This window comes from Paenarthrobacter sp. CC6 (assembly GCF_040560085.1).
Classification (GTDB): Bacteria; Actinomycetota; Actinomycetes; order Actinomycetales; family Micrococcaceae; genus Arthrobacter; species Arthrobacter nicotinovorans.
Genome location: NZ_JARDAN010000005.1, coordinates 203,472 through 223,698 on the forward strand (window position 1 = coordinate 203,472; position 20,227 = coordinate 223,698).

16 protein-coding genes and 1 tRNA gene are annotated in these 20,227 nt (G+C 64.4%); 5 read left to right on the forward strand and 12 right to left on the reverse strand.

The window, feature by feature from the left end; translation table 11 throughout:
• Nucleotides 1-108: 108 nt before the first annotated feature.
• The 5 genes from pth to PV760_RS03415 all read right to left on the reverse strand — a co-directional run bounded on the left by pth (nt 109) and on the right by PV760_RS03415 (nt 4,382).
• Nucleotides 109-693: an aminoacyl-tRNA hydrolase gene (gene pth, locus PV760_RS03395; RefSeq protein WP_018777344.1), complete on the reverse strand. Its 585-nt coding sequence runs from the start codon at nt 691-693 to the stop codon at nt 109-111.
• A gap of 123 nt (nt 694-816) precedes the next feature.
• Nucleotides 817-1,392 (reverse strand): 50S ribosomal protein L25/general stress protein Ctc, encoded by a 576-nt coding sequence (locus PV760_RS03400; RefSeq protein WP_018777343.1) that lies wholly within the window; start codon nt 1,390-1,392, stop codon nt 817-819.
• 321 nt (nt 1,393-1,713) lie between these two features.
• Nucleotides 1,714-2,694: a ribose-phosphate diphosphokinase gene (locus PV760_RS03405; protein WP_011774071.1), complete on the reverse strand. Its 981-nt coding sequence runs from the start codon at nt 2,692-2,694 to the stop codon at nt 1,714-1,716.
• The gene (glmU, locus tag PV760_RS03410; protein WP_354627149.1) at nt 2,691-4,187 is read right to left on the reverse strand and encodes a bifunctional UDP-N-acetylglucosamine diphosphorylase/glucosamine-1-phosphate N-acetyltransferase GlmU; all 1,497 of its coding nucleotides are present in this window, start codon (nt 4,185-4,187) and stop codon (nt 2,691-2,693) included. The genes PV760_RS03405 and glmU overlap by 4 nt, the downstream gene beginning before the upstream one ends.
• A gap of 123 nt (nt 4,188-4,310) precedes the next feature.
• Nucleotides 4,311-4,382, reverse strand: a tRNA-Gln gene (locus tag PV760_RS03415).
• Between the two features lie 276 nt (nt 4,383-4,658).
• Here PV760_RS03415 and PV760_RS03420 point away from each other — a divergent pair.
• Nucleotides 4,659-5,258, forward strand: coding sequence for a TetR/AcrR family transcriptional regulator (locus PV760_RS03420; RefSeq protein WP_026267111.1), 600 nt, complete (start codon nt 4,659-4,661; stop codon nt 5,256-5,258).
• Between the two features lie 156 nt (nt 5,259-5,414).
• Entirely contained in the window at nt 5,415-5,816 is a 402-nt protein-coding gene (locus PV760_RS03425) for a VOC family protein (protein ID WP_018777340.1), read from the forward strand.
• 240 nt (nt 5,817-6,056) lie between these two features.
• Here PV760_RS03425 and PV760_RS03430 read toward each other — a convergent pair whose 3' ends face one another.
• The 5 genes from PV760_RS03430 to PV760_RS03450 all read right to left on the reverse strand — a co-directional run bounded on the left by PV760_RS03430 (nt 6,057) and on the right by PV760_RS03450 (nt 12,177).
• Nucleotides 6,057-7,889, reverse strand: coding sequence for an ABC-F family ATP-binding cassette domain-containing protein (locus PV760_RS03430; RefSeq protein WP_354627150.1), 1,833 nt, complete (start codon nt 7,887-7,889; stop codon nt 6,057-6,059).
• A gap of 38 nt (nt 7,890-7,927) precedes the next feature.
• A complete protein-coding gene (locus tag PV760_RS03435) occupies nt 7,928-8,920 on the reverse strand; it encodes a 4-(cytidine 5'-diphospho)-2-C-methyl-D-erythritol kinase (protein WP_064721898.1) in 993 nt (330 codons plus the stop codon).
• Nucleotides 8,917-9,798 carry a 16S rRNA (adenine(1518)-N(6)/adenine(1519)-N(6))-dimethyltransferase RsmA gene (gene rsmA / locus PV760_RS03440; RefSeq protein ID WP_039240344.1) on the reverse strand — a complete coding sequence of 294 codons (882 nt, stop codon included), beginning with the start codon at nt 9,796-9,798 and terminating at the stop codon, nt 8,917-8,919. The genes PV760_RS03435 and rsmA overlap by 4 nt, the downstream gene beginning before the upstream one ends.
• 26 nt (nt 9,799-9,824) lie before the next feature.
• Complete coding sequence (locus PV760_RS03445; protein WP_039240342.1) at nt 9,825-10,988, reverse strand: resuscitation-promoting factor; 1,164 nt, start codon at nt 10,986-10,988, stop codon at nt 9,825-9,827.
• 292 nt (nt 10,989-11,280) lie between these two features.
• Nucleotides 11,281-12,177 carry a TatD family hydrolase gene (locus PV760_RS03450; RefSeq protein WP_055974914.1) on the reverse strand — a complete coding sequence of 299 codons (897 nt, stop codon included), beginning with the start codon at nt 12,175-12,177 and terminating at the stop codon, nt 11,281-11,283.
• Between the two features lie 163 nt (nt 12,178-12,340).
• On the opposite strand from PV760_RS03450, the gene PV760_RS03455 reads away from it, so the two are divergent.
• Genes PV760_RS03455 through PV760_RS03465 form a run of 3 tightly spaced genes read left to right on the forward strand, consistent with a single transcriptional unit; the run spans nt 12,341 to nt 17,433 of the window.
• A complete protein-coding gene (locus PV760_RS03455) occupies nt 12,341-13,429 on the forward strand; it encodes an AAA family ATPase (protein ID WP_354627272.1) in 1,089 nt (362 codons plus the stop codon).
• Between the two features lie 12 nt (nt 13,430-13,441).
• Nucleotides 13,442-14,935, forward strand: a complete 1,494-nt coding sequence (locus PV760_RS03460) for a DUF58 domain-containing protein (protein ID WP_354627151.1) — start codon at nt 13,442-13,444, stop codon at nt 14,933-14,935.
• On the forward strand, nt 14,932-17,433 hold the full coding sequence (locus PV760_RS03465; protein ID WP_354627152.1) for a transglutaminase TgpA family protein: 2,502 nt from the start codon (nt 14,932-14,934) through the stop codon (nt 17,431-17,433). The genes PV760_RS03460 and PV760_RS03465 overlap by 4 nt, the downstream gene beginning before the upstream one ends.
• Before the next feature lie 127 nt (nt 17,434-17,560).
• Here PV760_RS03465 and PV760_RS03470 read toward each other — a convergent pair whose 3' ends face one another.
• Nucleotides 17,561-19,042, reverse strand: a complete 1,482-nt coding sequence (locus PV760_RS03470) for an NAD-dependent succinate-semialdehyde dehydrogenase (RefSeq protein ID WP_018777331.1) — start codon at nt 19,040-19,042, stop codon at nt 17,561-17,563.
• A 160-nt stretch (nt 19,043-19,202) separates the two neighbouring features.
• Nucleotides 19,203-20,132, reverse strand: a complete 930-nt coding sequence (rsmI, locus tag PV760_RS03475) for a 16S rRNA (cytidine(1402)-2'-O)-methyltransferase (RefSeq protein WP_018777330.1) — start codon at nt 20,130-20,132, stop codon at nt 19,203-19,205.
• Nucleotides 20,133-20,227 lie beyond the last annotated feature (95 nt).

Genomic DNA, 20,227 nt, shown 5'->3' on the forward strand with positions numbered 1-20,227 from the left:
CCACCGCTCATCTGCGTACCATGCACACTACCTTCGGGCGCCGACAGTTTGTAGGCCTTAAGGTCCTCCGGACCGTCAGTCTTTGATCAGGCTTTACTCAAGATTTGCTCAAGCTTTGGCCGGGTGGTGCTTCTGCTGGGCCGCCAACAGGCCCTGGCTGATAAGCAACTCCACAGCGTCAGCTGACTCGTCGAGGAGGAAGGGCAGCTCTTTCTTCTCCGCGGTGGCGAAATCCCGCAGCACGTAGTCGGCCGTATCCATCCGTCCAGGAGGCCTTCCAACGCCCACACGGACACGCAGATAGTCCTTTGTAGCCAGGGCCTTCGAAATGTCCCGGAGACCGTTGTGGCCTCCCTCGCCTCCGCCAATTTTTAACTTGACTGTGTTAAAAGGGATGTCAATCTCATCATGGACAGCAATCACATGGTCCGGGGCGATGTCGAAGAACTTGCACAGCCCCGCCACAGGACCTCCGGAAACGTTCATGTAAGTCATCGGTTTGGCCAGCACCACGCGGGGACCGCCGATGCCCAGGCGTCCCTCCACTACCTGTGCGCGGGCCTTGTGGACCTTGAACTTTCCACCCATGCGGGAAGCCAGTTCGTCCAGCACCATCTGGCCAACATTGTGCCGGTTGTTGCTGTACTCACTGCCGGGGTTGCCGAGGCCGACGATCAGCCAGGTGTCAGTCATGGGTCTCATCCTAGGGAACGTAGTTGGGAGGAGCGGAGATGCGGAGGGCTGGAGCAAAGGAAAGTGGCCGGGACCCAAAGGGACCCGGCCACTGAACGGCGTCAGCCTCAAGCGGTCAAAAGACTACTCGGCAGCTGCTTCCGTGGTCTCTTCTTCTTCGGTGCTTGCCTCTTCAGCAACGCGGACCACCAGGGTGTCACCTTCGGTGAGGAGGGTGGAACCCTTCGGCAGTTCGAGGTCCGAAGCGTGGATGTTCTCGCCGGCCTTGCGGCCTTCGATGTTGACCTCGACGGCGGTGGGCACGTGGGTTGCCTCGGCTTCGAGGGAAACCGTGGTGGCTTCGAGGCTGGCAACAGCACCCGGAGCAACTTCACCGGAAACGTGGATGGCGATGTCGACGGTAACCTTCTCGCCGGCCTTCACGGTCTGGAGGTCAACGTGCTCGATGATCTGCTTTACGGGATCGCGCTGGATGTCCTTCACGAGCGTCAGGTGCTGCTCGCCGTCGACGTCGATTGCGAGGAGGGCGTTGGAAACGCGCACGGCCAGCGTGGTGGCGCGGCCCGGCAGGTTGATGTGGATCGGCTCTGCGCCGTGGCCGTAGATGACAGCCGGGATCTGGCCGGCCATGCGTGCACGGCGGGCGAAACCCTTGCCGAATTCGGTGCGCAGTTCTGCGGTGAGCTTCTGCTCAGACATGTGTACTCCTTGATTACTGTGGCGCCCGGAAGGATCCGGGCTGGTATTTCAGCAAGGGCGGAGGTCTGGAGACCTTCTACGCCCGGCTGAAGCCGGCCGCGGAGCAGCCGTTCTGCCTGTGTTGAAGGAGATGCAGACCCAGTCGATAACGGAGACCCGCAATCTGGTCCACGAACTGCGGACCGGATGTGCTCTCCCTCGCCAAGGTATCCCCAAGAGTTTAGCAGCGGAACGTCCGCTTTCTGAAAACGGGCATGAAAAAACGGGCCACCCACTCGCCCGGAGGCGGCGGATGGCCCGTTCAGTCAGCTGGCTTCAGGCCTAAGCTTTGCCGTCGAACAGGCTGGTGACCGAACCGTCGTCGAACACTTCACGGATGGCGCGTGCAATCAAGGGTGCGATCGACAGAACCGTGAGCGACGGGAATCGCTTCTCAGCCGGGATGGGCAGGGTGTTGGTGACCACAACTTCGCGGGCGCCGGAATCGGCCAGGCGCTGCGCTGCGGGATCGGAGAAAACAGCGTGGGTGCAGGCAATGATGACATCCTTGGCGCCGGCGTTCTTCAGCACCTGGACAGCGCCGGAGATGGTTCCACCGGTGTCGATCATGTCGTCGATCAGCACGCAGGTACGGCCTTCGACCTGGCCCACGACCGTCTTGGAGACGGCCTGGTTGGGCACCGTGAGGTCGCGGCTCTTGTGAACGAACGCGAGCGGGGCGCCGCCCAGGCGTTCGGCCCACTGCTCGGCAACGCGGACACGTCCGGTGTCGGGGGAAACCACAGTGATGTTGTCGGCTTCAACCTTGGTCCGGATGTAATCAGCCAGCAGCGGGATGGCCATCAAGTGGTCAACGGGGCCATCGAAGAAGCCCTGGATCTGCGAGGTGTGCAGGTCCACGGACATGATGCGGTCCGCGCCGGCCGTCTTGTACAGGTCCGCGACGAGGCGGGCCGAGATCGGCTCGCGGCCGCGGCCCTTCTTGTCCTGGCGGGAGTACGGGTAGAACGGCGAGACAACCGTGATCCTCTTGGCAGAGGCGCGCTTGAGGGAATCGATCATGATCAACTGCTCCATGAGCCAGTTGTTCAGCGGTGCCGGGTGCGCCTGGATGACGAAGGCATCGGTGCCTCGCACGCTCTCGGCCGAACGGACATAGATTTCACCGTTGGCGAAGTCGTAGGCGTCGATGGGCAGGAGCTCGGTCTCCAGCTCCTTCGCGATTTCCTGCGCCAGCTCCGGATGCGCCCTTCCGGCGGCGAGAATCAGTTTCTTCTCACCGTGTGCGGTAATTTCGCTCATGCCTGATTGCCTTCTTCTGTGGTTGCCGGGGATTGTGAGGGAATGGAGGAGGTCTTCTCTTGCGCGGCCTCGGCCAGCTTTGCGGAGCCGCTGCCGGGACGGTTCGCGATGACCCAGCCTTCAGCGTTGCGCTGGGCGGCCAGGCTGACGGCCAGGGCGCCTGCCGGCACGTCCTTGCGGATGACTGCCCCGGCACCGCTGTAGGCGCCGTCACCAACGGTGACAGGGGCGACGAAGACGGTGTTGGAACCGGTGCGGACGCCCGAGCCGATCACCGTGCGGTGCTTCTTCTCGCCGTCGTAGTTTGCGGTGATGTTGCCGCAGCCGATGTTGGTGTCCTCACCGATTTCGGCGTCACCGGCGTAGCCCAGGTGGGAAAGCTTGGAACCGCGGCCGATGGTCACGTTCTTGGTTTCGTAGAACGCGCCGATCTTGCCGGTCTCGCCCAGCACGGTGCCCGGGCGGAGGTACGTGAAAGGTCCCACGCTTGCCTTGGCGCCGATCGTGGAACCGGAACCGTGCGTTCGGGTCACCTTGGCGCCCTCCCCCACGTTCACATCGGTGAGCGTCGTGTCAGGACCCACGACGGCGTCGCGCGCCACGGTGGTGGAACCGTGAAGTTGCGTGTTGGGCAGCAAACGGACGTCTTCGTCGAGGGTGACAGTGGAGTCGATCCACGTGGTAGCGGGATCCACCACGGTCACTCCGGCGCGCATCCAGGCTTCGATGATGCGGCGGTTGTGCTCGGCGCCGAGCGCCGAAAGCTGGATGCGGTCGTTGGCACCCTCCACCTGCCAACGGTCTTCGGTCACGACGGCGGCAACCCGGCCGCCGGCGTCGCGCGCCAAACCGAGGACATCGGTCAGGTACATCTCGCCTTGGGCGTTGTCAGTGGTCACCTTGGCCAAGGCGGTCCGGAGCACTGCAGCGTCGAAGGCGTAGATACCGGAGTTCACCTCGCGGATGCTGCGCTCAGCATCGCTGGCGTCCTTGTGTTCGCGGATGCCCGTAACGGTGCCGTCAGCGGCGCGAAGAATGCGGCCGTAACCGGTGGCGTCATCCAGGACTGCAGTGAGAACGGTGACGGCGTTGGCTTCGGACTCGTGAGTGGTGACCAGTTCGGCCAGGAGCTCGCCGGTCAGGAGGGGAACATCGCCGTAAGTGACCACCACGGTGCCCGTGAGTTCGCCTTCGGTATCCAGGGCGTTCAGCGCGACTTCCACTGCACGGCCTGTGCCGGGAACCTCGTCCTGGTCAACAATGAGGGCCTCGGGGTCCAGTGCAGAGACGTGCTCGGCTACCCGGTCCCGCTCGTGCCGGACAACCAGAGCGAGCTTCAAAGGGTTGATGGCCCGGGCTGCGAGGAGGGCGTGGCCAACCATTGACCGGCCGCCGATTTCGTGGAGGATCTTGGGAGTGCGCGACTTCATGCGCGTTCCGGCGCCTGCGGCCAAGACGATCACCGCTGCGGGACCGTTGGTTTCGGGGCTCACGTACTGGCTCTCCTTGCTCGGTATGTCCCGGGTAACCCGGCTTCGGAATGCTGCCATCCAACAATGGACCCAGGCACCGTTAGAGCCGTCGCAGGTACAGAGAAGGAGCGCGTTTTCCGACCGTTCCGCCCATAGGATTCGAACCTATACTCCACGGCTCCAAAGGCCGGGGTGCTGCCGTTACACCAGAGCGGACCGTGCATGGTTCATCCTTAGGACCAGCGGCCCGTAAGGTCTCCCGGCTCACCGGGTTCCACACACAAGAAACTAGTTTGCCATGACCTTTGCATGCTTCGCGACTTGACCCCTCGGCAAACGCTTCGCGACGCACCATTGCACGGTGCGTTCACCCGCACCACCGGCCATCTGGGGCATGATGGTCACGTGAGCAAGCGCACTGATCTTTCCCGGCCTGTGGGCACCTCTGCCCCGCTCGACCAAGCGTCCGAAGGCCAGCCAGTGCGCGTCAGGATGACGGGCCAACAGCGCAAGTCGCAGTTGATCGGCATCGGCCGTGCGCTGTTTGCCAGCCGGGGCCTGGACGGCACCACCATCGAGGAAATTGCCGCTTCTGCCGGTGTTTCCAAGCCCGTGATCTATGAACATTTTGGCTCCAAGGAAGGGCTGTACCGGCAAGTCGTCGAGACCGAGTTCCGGATCCTCCTGGACTCCATCACCGAGGCCCTCAGCACCGAAGCCAAGCCCCGCGTGCTGGTTGAGCGGGCCGCTTTGGCTCTCCTCGGTTACATCGAGGACCGCACGGACGGCTTCCGGATCCTGATGCGCGACGCCCCGCCGTCGCAGCCCGAGGGAGCTTTCTCCACTCTGCTATCGCATGTCACCGCACGGGTGGAGCACCTGCTCTCCGACGAGTTCGCCCGCCGCGGCTTCAGCGCAGCCGACGGAGCAATGTACGCCCAGATGCTGGTGGGGATGGTAGCGATGACCGGCCAGTGGTGGCTCGACAGCCGCGAGCCCGATAAACGCGCCGTTGCAGCCCACTTGGTGAACCTTGCCTGGAACGGGTTGACGGGGCTCCAGAAGGAACCCGGACTGCGCTCCGAGGACTGACCCTCCCTCACATCCCTCAAGCTTCACCCCACCCCTCCCTCACACCCCTCAAGCTTCACCCCAACCCTCCCTCACATCCCACGGGCTTGAACCCAACCCTCCCTCACATCCCACGCCCTTCAACCTATCCCTCCGCGGCATGAGTAGGATGTGCGCATGACAGCACCCCAGCTCTATCTCAGCTTTCCCGGCACAGCACGCGAAGCTCTGGGTTTCTACGCAGAAGTGTTCGGTGGAGAACTTGCTCTTCACTCCTATGAGGACTTTTCGCGCACCGACGGTCCCGCCGACGCCGTCGCCCACGGAGTCCTCACCGGCGTCGTTGCCCTATACGGAGCCGATGCAGCCGCGGACCAAATGCCTGTCCGGATCGAAGGCGCCATGCTCTCGCTGCTGGGCACGGCGGAGCCTCGGATCCTCCACGAGTGGTTCGACAAGCTCGCCGACGGCGGCCGCATCGTGGACCCCCTGGCCAAGAAACCGTGGGGAGCTTCGGATGGTCAAGTTATCGACCGTTATGGTTTGCACTGGCTGATTGGCTACGAACCCACGCCGTGATGTGAGCAAGCGCCACACCCAAACCCCAGGAACGTGAGCAAGCGCCACACCCAAACCCCAGGAACGTGAGCAAGCGCCACGCCCAAACCCCAGGAACGTGAGCAAGCGTCACGCTCAAACCCTAGGGATGTGAGGGAGCGTCGTGGCCAAGCGACGGCGGGACCCCGCGGACGCAACACACGACGGCGGACCCCGCCGCCGCAGCCGACGAGATTGCCGCCGGACGCACCAAGGCGCGGACTACTCGCCCAGGATCTCAGCGGCCTCGAGCCACTCCAGTTCCAGGCCCTCTTTTTCGTCGAGCAACTCGCGGAGCTTGGTATTGAGTTCTCCCAGGGCGTCAAAGTCACCGGATTCGGACTTCGCCGCCATCTGGGCGTGGAGTTTCTCTTCCTGCTGCGCGATCTTGCCGAGCTGCCGGTCGATCCTGTTGAGGTCCTTGCGGGCTTCACGCTTCTCGGCTTCACTGGCACCGGACGGAGCGGCAGCGGACGAAGAAGACCCGCTGGCAGAAGTCGGCGCACCGGATCCCCCACCAACAGCGCCCGACGCCAGGGCGGCTTCACGCAGTTCGAGGTATTGGTCCACCCCACCGGGCAGACCACGGAGTTGGCCGTCACCCAGCAATGCCATCTGGTTGTCGGTGACGCGTTCCAGGAGGTAGCGGTCGTGGCTGACGACCACCAGGGTTCCCGGCCAGCCATCAAGAACGTCTTCGACGGCGGCAAGAGTGTCGGTATCGAGGTCGTTGGTGGGTTCGTCGAGCATGAGGACGTTGGGCTCCCCTACCAGCAGGCGCAGCAACTGGAGCCGCCGCCGTTCGCCACCTGAAAGGTCGCTCACGGGCGTCCACTGCTTCTCCTTCGTGAACCCCAACTGCTCGACCAACTGTCCGGCGGTAAACTCCTTGCCGCCAACACTGAATGACCGCTTTTCGCGTTCGATGACTTCGATCACACGCAAGTCCGACACGTCATCGAGCTCTTTGACGTCCTGGGTCAGCACTGCCGTCACTACGGTTTTGCCGCGTTTGACCTTGCCGGAAGTCGGCTGGATCTCGCCGTTGAGCAGTTTCAGGAGTGTGGACTTGCCGGCTCCGTTGACACCGACCAGGCCGAGCCGTTCGCCCGGCGCGAGCCGGAGGGTGATGTTGTCAAACAGTTTTTGACCGCTCTGGCCACCCTCGAAGTCCAGGGTGACGTTTTCAAGGTCCAGCACGTCCTTGCCCAAGCGGGCTGTTGCCATCTTGCTGAGCGCCACGGAGTCGCGGGGGTCCGGCACGTCGGCGATGAGGTCGTTGGCAGCTTCGATGCGGAACTTCGGTTTCGCTGTCCGGGCGGGCGCACCGCGGCGCAGCCAGGCAAGTTCCTTCTTGACGAGCTGCTGGCGTTTACCTTCGACGACGGCGGCCATGCGGTCGCGCTCGGCGCGCGCCAGAACGTAGGCGGCGTAACCGCCGTCGAACATGTCCACCATGGCGTCGTGGACTTCCCAGGTGTAGTTGCAGACTTCATCCAGGAACCAACGGTCATGGGTTACCACCAGGAAGGCGCCCTGGTTGGCACGCCACCGCGTCTTCAGGTGCCGGGCCAGCCAGGCGACCCCTTCGACGTCGAGGTGGTTGGTGGGCTCGTCCAGCATGATGACGTCGTGGTCTTCAATGAGGAGCTTGGCCAGGGCCACACGGCGCTTCTGGCCACCGGAGAGGGCGTGGACGTTGGCATGCCAGTCGACGTCCCCCACCAGGCCGCCCATGACTTCGCGGATCTTGGCGTTGGCCGCCCATTCGTGATCTGCGCGGTCGCCGACAATCGCAGCGCCTACCGTCAGGTCGCCGTCGAGCACGTCTCCCTGGTCCAGGTAGCCCACAGTGACGTCACCGCGCTTGGTGACGCGGCCGGAATCCGGGGTGGATCGCAGGGCCAGAAGCCGCATGAGCGTGGACTTGCCGTCGCCGTTGCGGCCCACCATGCCGATCCGGTCGCCATCCTCCAAACCGAGGGTGACGCCGTCAAGGACAGTGCGGGTCGCGAACGAAACGGTGAGGTTTTCGCCGCCAAGCAGGTGGGCCAATGGGTACTACTTTCTACTGCCGGGAATGCGGAGAGGTACTAAAGGAGGGTATCGGAGATGATCCGGGCTCCGGGAACGGGGCCGTGGACGGCCACCGCGGTGTGCCCGCGGTGGGTCAGCTCCTCGGCGAGGACGCTGGCGGAGACGGAGTCCCGGGCCAACAGGGCGATGGTAGGGCCGGAACCGGAGACCATGCCGGCGAGGGCGCCGCGTGCTTCGCCCAAGCCGATGGTGTCGCGCAGTTGCGGCGCAAGGGCGATCGAAGCCCGCTGGAGATCGTTGATGAGGACACGGCTCAGGGTTTCGGGATCCCCGTTGCGCAGGGCCTGCAAAATGGTGGGATCCACGGCAACCGGCTCGGGAATGTCCGCACCTTCGGAGTCACGCAAGCCATCCAGGGTACGGAAGACGTCCGGGGTGGAGAGCCCGTAATCGGCGAAGACGAGCACCCAGTCCATTTGGGCCTTGGCCAGAGCCGGCGACAGTTTGTCGCCCACGCCGAGCCCGACGGCGGTGCCGCCAAGGAGCGAAAACGGCACGTCTGCGCCCAGTTCAGCCGCCAGATGCGCGAGTTCCTCGCGGGAAAGGCCGCTGTTCCACAGCGCATCGCAGGCCAGGAGCGTGGCCGCCGCGTCCGCGGAACCGCCGCCCATGCCGCCGGCGACCGGGACCCGCTTGGTGATCTCAAGGTGCACACCCGTGGGCTTTTCGGAGACCTCGGCCATGATTGCTGCAGCCTTGTAGGCGAGGTTTCGTTCGTCCAGGGGAATATCCACGCCGTCCAGGTCCAGCGTGCTATCCGGACTGATGCTGACGGTGATTCCAGGGCCTTCGGTGCTGGTGGCCGCAACTTCTTCGTACAGGGAGACGGCCAGGTAGACGCTCGCCACGGAGTGGTAGCCGTCTGGCCTGAGCGGACCAACGCTTAGGGAGACGTTGACCTTGCCGGGTGCCTTGACGCGGACTGTCCGGGCGTGGAAGCGGTCTCCCGCGAATGGGAGACCGCCCGGTCTGCTGGTTCCCGGATTCATGCGCCCACGGGGTGGCGGGCTTCGGCAATCCTGACATAGGCGGAGATATCCAGGACTTCGCCGCGTGCTGTGGGGTCAACGCCGGCCGCCACGAGGCAGCGTTCAGCCTCTGCGGCGCTTCCGGCCCAGCCCGCCAAGGCGGCGCGCAGGGTCTTCCTGCGCTGGGCGAAGGCAGCGTCGATGACGGCGAAGACCTGCTCGCGGGTGGCGTGCGTAACGGGAGGTTCGTGCCGGGTGAAGGCGACCAGTCCGGAGTGGATTTTCGGTGCGGGCCAAAAAACGTTCATCCCGATAACGCCGGCCTTGCGCATGTGCCCGTACCAGGCTGCCTTGACCGACGGAACGCCGTAGATCTTGGAGCCCGGGCTTGCAGCAAGGCGGTCGGCCACTTCGTCCTGCACCATGACCAGGCCATGTTGCAGGGTGGGGAAATGCTGGAGGAGGTGCAGGACTACGGGAACGGCCACGTTGTACGGGAGGTTGGCCACCAACGCCGTCGGATCGACGGGCAGCTCCGTGACCTTCATGGCGTCGGAGAGCACCAGGTGGAAGTTGTCCTGGGCCTCCGGGCGCCATTCCCGCACCGTCTCGGGCAGTTTTCCTGCCAGGACGGGGTCGATCTCCACGGCCACGACATTCTTGGCCGCATCCAGGAGTCCGAGCGTCAGGGAACCCAGTCCGGGTCCCACTTCCAGTACGGTCTCGTCGGCATCGATAGCGGCCGCTGTCACGATCCTGCGGATGGTGTTTCCATCGATCACAAAGTTCTGCCCCAGTGTTTTCGTGGGGCGTACACCGATTTCCTCGGCGAGCCGTCGGATGTCGGTTGCGCCCATCAAAGGCGCGACGGCGGCGGGTTCGGAATTCGGTTCAGTCACCTAGGTATCGTATCGCCTGTCCGGGGTCAGGCTGCGTGCGCGCAGCCCCAGTCGCTGAGGCCGTTCTTGGCGTACAGGCGGTTGGCGATCTCGATTTGCTGGGCCTTGGTGGCGAGGTTTGCGGTCGGAGCGTAGGCGCCACCACCGTTGGCAAGCCAGGTGGGGCCGGAGAACTGGAGTCCACCGTAGTAGCCGTTACCGGTGTTGATGGCCCAGTTTCCACCGGACTCGCACTGGGCGATCCTGTCCCACATGGCCTCGTTCGGAGCACCGGTGGGACCGCTTGATACAGGGGCTGCTGCAGCAGCAGCGGCTGCGGGTGCTGCCACGGGGCGGGCCTTGGTGCCTACGCTGATCTTTTCTGCGACCGGCGGGGTGGCCACGTTGCTGGAGACCAGGGTTCGCGACGCTTCGCGCCCATCCACGAGAACCAGCTTGAAGGTCTTGACCAGGGAACCGGCGACGCCTTCCTGGGTGACTTTTTCCTCACCCTTGAAGAGATCGGCGCTTTCGGTCTTGACGCTGTCGAACGGCACTTCTTCAGTGGCCTCGGCCGTCTTGCTGGTGTCCACGCGGGAAACCTTGATGACCATGTCCTGGATGACGGGGGCGTTGCCGGGCTGGGACAGGCGGTCGTTGGCGCCTACCGTGACACCGGCGTCCTTGAGGACGGTGGCAACGTCAGCAGCTGTGGTGGTGGTGCTGGTGCTCTTGCCGTCGGCAACCACGCTGATGGTCTTGGGGGTGGAAATGGAGACGAAGGAGCCCGTAACTTCCAGGGCAGCTTCCTTCGGCTGGGAAACCTGCGAGGAACTGGCTACACCAAGTTCACTGACCAGTCCGGCGACGTCGGAGGCGGTGGTGTTGACCGTCTTGCGGGCGCCGTCCAGTTCAATGGAGACCGCCTTGGCCAGGTTGATGTTCACCACGGAGCCGTTATCGACACGCGCGTCCAGGGCCGGTGAAACGCGGTCTGCGTCCTTCAGCTCGACCTTGGCTGCCTTGACTACTTCGTCAACAGTGCCGCCAAAGGTCTGGATGGAGCTTACCTTTCCGTCAACGTTGAGGGTGACGGTCTTGTTGTTGCCGACGAAGGCGACCACACCGACCACCAGTGCTGCAACTACCAGCAACTGGGCACCTACTTTGAGGAAGCTGAACTTGCCATCCGTTGTGAAGAACTTGATCACGATTGCCCATAACTCTCAGACCATCCGGGCACGGGGAAAAGCACAGAAATAATGCCAGCCGCAAAACCGAGGGGCCAGGCAAAACTGCCTGGTCCCACTCTTGCTGCCGGCATCTGTGCCGCCAAAAAACATTCAACTGAACGGTCCGGAATCAACTGGACCAGTTGTCCGAAGGCCTTCCCCGACCCCGGCTACTTGTTTAACACAGTAACCGATCTGTTATAAACGAACCAAGACTTCTGCATACCGGGTATCCATCCCGAACGCCCGCTGCGCGCAAATCACTACTGGTTCAGGCCCAGGAACCGTAGGCTTCCAAGGTATTTTCGGCCAAGCGCGAACAGAGTTCGGCCAAGTCACTTTCTGTCACCTCGGCCATGGACCGGACGGTGTACGGGACCATGTAGCTCGCGTTCGGACGGCCGCGGTGCGGGTGGGGCGTCAGGAAGGGCGAGTCGGTTTCAACCAATATCCGGCTTGGCTCGGCGATGGCCAGCGCCGATCGCAGGTTTCCGGCATTCTTGAAGGTCATGGTGCCGGCGAAGGACATGTACCAACCGTTGTCATTGCAGATCCGTGCGAGTCCCTCGTCCCCCGAGAAGCAATGGAACACTACGCGTTCCGGTGCTCCTTCTTCCCGCAGTACCTGCACCACGTCGTCGTGCGCGTCGCGGTCATGGATCTGCAAGGTCAGTCCCAGGCGCTTGGCGATGTCGATGTGGCGACGGAAGGAATAGCGCTGGTGGGCCAGCCCCTCACCGTGGGTGCGGAAAAAGTCCAAACCGGTCTCGCCGATGGCCCGGACTCGGGGATGTGCTGCCAGTTCCTCAATTTCCGCGAGCGCGGCATCCAATTCACCGCGGCCCGCATAAACGGGAGCATCGTTGGGGTGGATTGCCACTGCCCCCAGCAACCGCGGATCAGCGTCCACGGCCTGCACAGTGAAGCGCGAAGACTCAAGGTCGCAGCCAACCTGCACAGCTCCCTGCACGCCAACTGCCTCTGCGGAGTCCATCGCATCCCGGACCGATACCTCGATCAATCCGTGCCGGAAGTCCAGATGTGTGTGGTTGTCCATCACCGGTACGGGCAGGGGTTCGGGCGCGGGCGGGTATTCCCGGCGGGCGTCCGGCTTTTCGTCAGCGCCCGGTGACGCGCGGTAAGGGGCAGGAGCAAGGGAATTGCACATGCTCCCACCTTAATCGGACTGCGGTCCTCCTGCAGTCCGGATAAATTCCAGTTGGCACATAAATTCCGGGAGCACTATGTCAGGGACGGCCAAAGTCTGGGTAGTCTGGAACGGACAGGCGGCCAGCACCGGCGGTGCCGCGGCGAAGGCTGAAGGGCATTCCATGGAGTCAAAGCGACAAGCCACCGTTGAATCCTCGCCTCTTCAGGGCGAGGATTACAGTTCGCTGCCCCGTGATGGCGCAGGACTGAACGGGCACAGGCCGCAGGTCCTGGACCAGGACAGGTTCCATGATGCCAGCGAGCGCATCCTTGGATCCATTAACAAAGTCATCGACGGCAAGGCCGATGCCGCCAAGCTCGCGCTCACTGTCCTGCTCGCCCAAGGCCATCTGCTGCTGGAGGACGTACCCGGCGTCGGAAAGACCCTGCTGGCGAAGACGCTGGCCCGCACCGTGGACTGCACCGTCTCCCGTATCCAGTTCACCCCGGACCTGTTGCCCTCGGATGTGACCGGCGTTTCCATCTACAACCAGTCGTCACGGCAGTTCGAGTTCCGCCCCGGAGCGGTGTTCGCGAACATCGTGATCGGCGACGAAATCAACCGGGCATCGGCCAAAACCCAGTCTGCTCTGCTGGAATGCATGGAAGAGCACCAAGTCACTGTGGACGGCCATTCGTACCAGCTGGGTTTGCCGTTCATGGTGGTGGCAACCCAGAATCCGATCGAGATGGAGGGCACCTATCCGTTGCCCGAGGCCCAGCGCGACAGGTTCATGGCCAGAATCTCGATGGGGTATCCGGACAAGGACGCAGAAATCGAGATGCTGGAAACGCACCAGGCCACTTCTCCCCTGGCCAAAGTGACCCCGGTGGTCACGGCCAGCGACGTCGCGGCAATGATCGCCACAGTCCAACAGGTCCATGTCTCCACTGCGATCAAGGAATATACGGTGGCAATCGGCAGGGCCACCCGGGACAGTGCCCGCCTTCGCCTGGGTGCCAGTCCGCGGTCCCTGTTGCAGCTGCTGCGCGCGGCGAAGGCCACAGCCGCTCTGGATGGCCGGGATTTCGTCCTTCCGGATGACGTGGTGGATGTCGCTGAACCAGTGCTCGCCCACCGGATCATCCTGGACCGCAAGGCGGCCAGTTCCGGTGATACGCCGCAGAGCGTCCTTCGTGGAATCCTGGGGTCGCTGCCGGTGGCCCAGGACCCGCCCGGTGCGTGGCGCAGGGACCGCCACGCCGTTTAGGAGGTACCCGCAATGGCACTCATGGACCGGCTTCCCAAACACCTGTTCACTTCCCGGGGCTGGGGTCTGCTGGCCGCGGGCGCAATCTCCCTTGGGGCCGCCTACGTGATGGGCCGGCGCGATCTTCTGACCCTTTCGGTACTTCTGCTCCTGCTCCCCCTGGTTGCCCTTGCCGGAGTACGGGTCCTCAAGCCCAAGTTCCAGGTGTACAGGGAGTTCAATCCGTCCACGGTGGAAACATCCAGCACCACCACAGTCCGCCTGGCTGTTGCGCGGACGTCCTATTCCACGGGGCATGTGATCATGGAGGAACAATTGCCGCCCCGTTTCGGCCAGCCGCCTGCCTTCCGTTTCCCCGCCCGCTCCGCTTCGGGAGGCACAAGCCGCTACGAGTACCACCTCCGATCCGGTAAGCGCGGACAGTTCCGGATCGGTCCGGTCACCGCAGAGTTCAGCGATCCCTTCGGCCTTTCCTTGCGGCGGCACTCAATCGACGACGGCGACCTCCTCACCGTGACGCCGGCCGCCGTCGAGCTTCCGGTCACCGGACTCGCCGGGGCCCGCGGGAACGACGGCGTGACGGCGACGCGGATCCGCGCCAACCCCAGCGACGACGACATCATGACCCGCGAATACCGGCACGGCGACCCCATGCGCCGCGTCCATTGGGCTGCCACGGCACGTCACGGCCAGCTCATGGTCCGCCAAGAGGAATCCGTGACCACCCCGGAGGCCACCATTGTCCTGGATCAGCGCTTCTCGGCCTTCGCTGCCGGCGCTGGTTCCGTTTTTGGCGGCCATGACGAAGACTCCGACCTGGTGACTGGCCCGGATTTTGAATGGATGGTGACCGCTGCCGTATCGATCGCGGCGCATCTGTCGGAGCGGAACTATTCGCTGCGGATTCTGGATGTGTTCGGCGCACCGGCATTCCTCCGTTCCCGCTCGGCACCGGATCCCGACGCGGAGGAATTCTCCGGTGTTGGCGGCCTCCAGGCCATCGCGGAAGGGTTGGCGGCCATCGAGCTCAGCGGTCCCCGGCACGCCAGGGCGGAGCATCACCGGCCGGAGAACGGTTCCGGTCGCCCGAGGCCCCGGCCTGCACGCACCGAACATCCGGCACCAGGGCAACGCGACGTCAGGACGGTCCAGGCACCGGCCGACGCTGCAGATTCAGTCTTCGACGACAGGCTTATGGACAAGCTGGCGGCACACCGTTTGCGGGGACCGCTTCTGGCGTTGTTGGGTGCGCTGACACCCGCGGAAGCCAGGGCGCTGGCCCCTGCGGCCGCCTATGGCGCCAACGCCTTCGCCCTGGTGGTCAGCGATTCTTCGCGAAGCAGCGAGGATGCCCTGGAGATCCTGCGCCAGGCGGGCTGGCGGGTTGCCGCCGTGACCTCGAAGACCCAGTTGGCGTCTGCCTGGTCCTCCTTCGATGAAGGTGGAATAGTCGCCGCCGCAGGGGCTGCCATGGATGTCAGGCGTGGAGCGGCGGTGCCCCGATGACGACTACTTCCCACCGGAACTCCCCGGCCTCAAACCCGGCGAACGGAACGCCAGGCCAGAAGCAGCCAACACCACCGTCCCGCCCAAGGACTGCGGGTCCGGGACCCTACCCATGGGTCATGGCCGCTGCCATTTCCGTAGCCGTCCTGGGCGCCGCGTTGTCGCTGAACGGTGTCCTCAGGGGCTGGGCCTGGTTCCTGCCGCTGATCACCACTGTCCTGGTGGTTTCCCTGACCCTGGCCGTCCTTCGGGCCCTCCGCGCCCAGCCCTTGCTGGCCACGCTTGGATCCTTTGTCTCCCTGGCAGCCGTGCTCACCTTCACTTTCTGCCGCCAGGACAGCCTGGCCGGCTTTATCCCCACTACCAGTACCTTTACCGCCGTCGGGCGCCTGATCAAACGAGCGGCCGAGACGGTGGTCTCGGAGAGCGCGCCGGTGGCACCGAACGCCGGGATCGTATTTGTCATGTGTGCGTGCCTGGGGCTCCTGGTGATCCTCATTGACGCTTTGGCGGTTCCTTTGTCCATGCCTGCTGCCAGTGGCATCGGGATCCTGGCGGTGATGGTGGTCCCGGCCACCATCAAACCCCAGAGCGTGGGCGTTGCCGGTTTCCTTGGTGCCGCCGTGGGATACCTGCTGATTCTCGGGTGCAGCCACTGGTTCGCGCCCGATGCCCGCCTGCAGTCCGGGGCGGGGCGGGGCGCCGGGCAGTTCCGGCGGTCGTTGGTGACCGGCGGCCTGGCGCTGGCCTTGACCATGGTGGTGCCCCTGGCGATTCCGGGATTCGAAACGGGAACGTTTCCTGAGGGTTCGCGGCTGAGTCCCTGGGGTGCTTCCAACGGACTAAACCCGATGATCACCTTGGGCAACAGCCTTCGGAGCCCCACCGGATCAGGCCGGATCACTTACTCAACCAGCTCCAGCGCACCGCTTTACCTGCGCTCGGTCACCATTGACCACTTCGACGGCGAAACCTGGGCGCCGGATGACCGCACAGCGCAGCGCCGCGCAGGTGCGGACAGGATCGAAACGGGCTATGCAGTCCAGGGTGAAATCGTTAATGCCGTTACTTCCGTCAGCGCCGGCCAGTTCACCAGCCCCTACCTCCCCGCACCGTTCGCCCCTGCCTCCGTCAACGGCCTCAACGGTCGATGGACCTGGGACCCTGACACCCTGAGCATCATGAGCACGGAAACCACCACGCGAGCACAGCGCTACGTGGTTTTCTCGGCCGCACCCAAAGTCACGGCAGCGGCCCTGGCCCAAGCTACCGCGCCACCCCGCTCCATCTCCGATGATTTCCTCCGGGTTCCCGGCAACCTGCCGGACATCGTCCGGCAAACCGCAGACTCCGTTACGGCGCCCGCGGGCAACAACAATTACGCCAAGGCGTTGGCCATTCAGAAGTACCTGAGGTCGGGCGCGTTCACCTATTCCCTGCAAGCACCCGTCCAGAACGGCTACGACGGCAACGGCCTCTCTGTCCTGGCCGATTTCCTCACGGTCAAGAGCGGCTATTGCGTCCACTTCTCCTCAGCCATGGCCGTCATGGCGCGCGCCGAAGGCATCCCGAGCCGCATCGCGGTTGGCTACGCTCCCGGCCGCCTCACGGGAGAATCGGTTGCCCTGGTCGGACAGGGTTCGTTCCCTGAATATGAGGTGGACGCCAGGGACGCCCACGCATGGCCTGAACTCTACTTTGAAGGTCTTGGCTGGGTCCCGTTCGAGCCCACACCCTCGCGCGGCGTGGTACCCGACTATGCAACGGAAAGCTCCGTTGCCGGCAACCTCAGCACCAACACTGACGAGAAAGAAACCCTCACCACTCCCGCCCCGGTGGCTACCGCTCCCGTCCCAATCCCGGAGGTGGGCACACCCGCAGCAGGGTCCCCCGGCGTCAATCCCCTTCCTGCGATCGCAGCCGCGACGGCAGGGGTGTTGTTGCTGCTCGCTTTCCTGTGCTCGCCGAGGCTCAGCAGAATTGCCCTTCGACGACGCCGGTTGAGCATCAAACCCAGGGCTGACTCGGACATTCTGCCGCCCGGATTCAAGGATCCCGCCCCGGAACTGGCATGGGCCGAACTGCAGGATCTTGCCAGCGACTACGGGGTTCCTTCGACCTCCAGCGAGACGCCCCGGCACTTCTCCAGCAAATTGCGTTCCAGCGCCGCTTTGGGCGAGTCGGGAGGGCTCGACGACGCCGCGCACCAGGCCGTTGCGTCCCTCACCTCGGACTTTGAACGGCAACGCTACGGCCGCCTTACGGTGGCGGCCCCGGCGGCCGCGCCCCGCATCGCCGTCGTGCGTGAGTCGTTGCGGAACAATGCACGCTGGCTGGTCCGGTTCCGCGCGGACTGGCTCCCCCCGTCGATGATGCGGCGCTGGGCCCGGGCACTCGGTGCGCCGTTCCGGGCCGTGGCTGCGCTGGGCAAGACTGTGGCTTGGGCAGCCGTCCGCGGGTGGCGGTCCCTGCGCGGGGTCCTCCCCCAGCGGCGCTGACGCAGCGCCGGCGGTCTACGTCACTGAACGTCAAAGGGCCCGGCAGCGGAACTTGTGGTTCCGCTGCCGGGCCCTTCAATCGTCAACCGTCTTGTTGCGAGAGCGGTGGACGGGATCCCTGCGCAGTTTAGTCGGCGTACGGGTCCGCGATACCTACGTACTGGGTGTAGAGGTACTCTTCGATGCCTTCGGAGCCGCCTTCGCGGCCCAGGCCGGACTGCTTGACGCCACCGAACGGTGCGGCGGCATTGGAGATCACGCCGGCGTTGAGGCCAAGCATGCCCGTCTCGAGGCGTTCGCTGATCCGCAGGCCACGGTTCAGGTCCTTGGTGAAGACGTAGGCCACCAGGCCATATTCGGTGTTGTTGGCCAGGCGGACGGCATCGTCTTCCGTGGAGAAGGTGATGATCGGGGCTACCGGTCCGAAGATCTCTTCCTGCAGGATGCGGGCATCAGCAGCAACGTTCTTCAGCACCGTGGGCTTGTAGAAGTAGCCGGGACCATCCACGTGCGCACCACCGGTAACCGCCGTGGCGCCACCTTCGACAGCTTCGGTGACGAGGGCGTGCACGCCGTCGCGGGCCTTGCCGTCAATCAGCGGACCAACCTTGGACTCAGGCTCGGTACCACGGGCGGTGGTCAGCGAACCGATCTTCGCGGCGAACTTCTCAGCGAAGGAATCCGCGATGGACTCGTGCACGATGAAGCGGTTGGCCGCCGTGCATGCCTCGCCCATGTTGCGCATCTTCGCGGCGATGGCGCCTTCAACGGCTTTGTCCAGGTCCGCGTCCTCGAAGACAACGAACGGGGCGTTGCCACCGAGTTCCATTGAGGTACGCAGGACCTTGTCCGCAGCTTCACGGATGAGGGCCTGGCCCACCGGGGTGGAGCCGGTGAAGGAGATCTTGCGGAGGCGGTCGTCCTTGATCAGCGGACCCGTCACGGCACCGGCCGTGGAGGTCTGGATGACGTTCAGGACGCCGGCCGGGAGGCCTGCTTCCTGCATGACCTGGGCGAACAACAGGCTGGTCAGCGGGGTCAGGTTGGCGGGCTTGAGCACCATGGTGCAACCGGCAGCGACGGCGGGGGCAACCTTGCGGGTGGCCATGGCCAGCGGGAAGTTCCACGGGGTGATCAGCAGGCAGGGACCAACCGGCTTCTTCTGCACGAGCAGGCGGTTCTTGCCATCCGGGGCTGCGGAATAGCGGCCGGAAACACGCACCGCTTCTTCGGAGAACCAGCGCAGGAACTCGGCACCATAGGTCACTTCACCACGTGCCTCGGCCAACGGCTTGCCCATTTCCAGGGTCATGAGGAGGGCGAAGTCCTCGGCGCGCTCAGTCACCAGCTCGAAGGCGCGGCGCAGGATCTCGCCGCGTTCGCGCGGGGCCGTGCGGGCCCAGTCAGCCTGGGCGGCAGCAGCGGCGTCGAGTGCGGCGGCGCCGTCCTCAGCACCGGCGTCGGAGATGCTGAGCAGGACCTTGCCGGTGGCCGGGTCCTCAACATCGAAAGTTTTTCCCGATCCGGCCGGACGCCACTGACCGTTGATCAGCAGGCCGGTGGGAACGGAAGCCAGCAGTTCGCTTTCGCGTTCAACCGTGACAGTCATGGCGACTCCTTCGTCTAGGGTGCTTTGGAGATTTGCACCACTGGGGGTTCCTTGCCAGAAGTGGCTTGAATTACTGCCACGGTACTGCCCGGCCGGAAGCAGTGTCTACGCCTTGACGCACTGCCATACGGATGCCAATTTGTGCAGGTGCACAGCCATGTCAGCGGGCAGCAAGGACCGCCGAGTACAGCTCCCGTTTGCTGACCCGGGCGTCCTCGGCTACTGCCGCAACCGCTTCCTTGAGGCGGATCCCCTGCGATATGAGCTCGTTGACTGCCGCAACGTGGTCTTCGGGTTTGCCGGGCTCCTGTTCAGGCGCACCACCGACTACCACTGCTATTTCGCCGCGGACTTCGTTGTTCTCGGCCCACTCCAGCAGCTCACGGAGGGTTCCGCGGATGACTTCCTCGTAGGTCTTGGTGAGTTCCCGGCAGACAGCAACCCGGCGTTCGGCGCCGAAACGCTCGTGCAACGCGCGCAGCATGACCTCAAGCCGGTGCGGAGCCTCGAAGAAGACCATGGTGCGGCGTTCATCAGCGAGGTCGGCCAGGCGCGAGTTCCGCTCTCCCGACTTCCGGGGCAGGAAGCCTTCAAAGCAGAAGCGGTCCGTGGGTAGCCCGGACAGGGCAAGGGCGGTCAGAACGGCCGAAGGACCAGGGACCGCAGTGACCGTCAACCCGGCCGCAACAGCGCCTTCCACCAAACGGAACCCGGGGTCCGAGACTGCCGGCATGCCGGCGTCGCTGACCATCAGGATGGTTTTTCCGGCGCGGACATGGTCCAGGAGTTCGCCTGTCTTGGCTACTTCATTGTGCTCGTGGTAGCTGATGACGCGTCCGGAAACCTCCACGCCCAGTGCTGTCACCAGACGGTGCAGGCGGCGGGTGTCCTCTGCCGCCACGATGTCGGACGTAGCCAGGAGCTCCACCAAACGGGTGGACGCATCGCCGACGTTCCCTATGGGAGTCGCCGCCAGGACGATCCTGCCGACCCCCGGTGCCGCACCGGAACCCGGGGCTAGCGGAGGAAGCGCCCCGTCCTCGTCGTCGCTGAAGCGGGCCTCGTCCGGGGTATTGCGCTGTTCGTCCACCTGCCAAGCCTAATGCCGCGATGCCTGCAACGCCTCACCTCAACGCTGCGGCAAGCATGGAAAGGTAGCATGGGCGGGTGAACCAGTCGCCCGTT

Coding starts and splice junctions, on each gene's coding strand:
- PV760_RS03450 (WP_055974914.1), bottom strand. CDS start 12,177: ATGTGCAATTCCCTTGCTCCTGCCCCTTACCGCGCGTCACCGGGCGCT.
- PV760_RS03400 (WP_018777343.1), bottom strand. CDS start 1,392: ATGTCTGAGCAGAAGCTCACCGCAGAACTGCGCACCGAATTCGGCAAG.
- PV760_RS03435 (WP_064721898.1), bottom strand. CDS start 8,920: ATGAATCCGGGAACCAGCAGACCGGGCGGTCTCCCATTCGCGGGAGAC.
- PV760_RS03470 (WP_018777331.1), bottom strand. CDS start 19,042: ATGACTGTCACGGTTGAACGCGAAAGCGAACTGCTGGCTTCCGTTCCC.
- PV760_RS03455 (WP_354627272.1), top strand. CDS start 12,341: ATGGAGTCAAAGCGACAAGCCACCGTTGAATCCTCGCCTCTTCAGGGC.
- PV760_RS03460 (WP_354627151.1), top strand. CDS start 13,442: ATGGCACTCATGGACCGGCTTCCCAAACACCTGTTCACTTCCCGGGGC.
- PV760_RS03420 (WP_026267111.1), top strand. CDS start 4,659: ATGACGGGCCAACAGCGCAAGTCGCAGTTGATCGGCATCGGCCGTGCG.
- PV760_RS03425 (WP_018777340.1), top strand. CDS start 5,415: ATGACAGCACCCCAGCTCTATCTCAGCTTTCCCGGCACAGCACGCGAA.
- PV760_RS03465 (WP_354627152.1), top strand. CDS start 14,932: ATGACGACTACTTCCCACCGGAACTCCCCGGCCTCAAACCCGGCGAAC.
- PV760_RS03405 (WP_011774071.1), bottom strand. CDS start 2,694: ATGAGCGAAATTACCGCACACGGTGAGAAGAAACTGATTCTCGCCGCC.
- pth (WP_018777344.1), bottom strand. CDS start 693: ATGACTGACACCTGGCTGATCGTCGGCCTCGGCAACCCCGGCAGTGAG.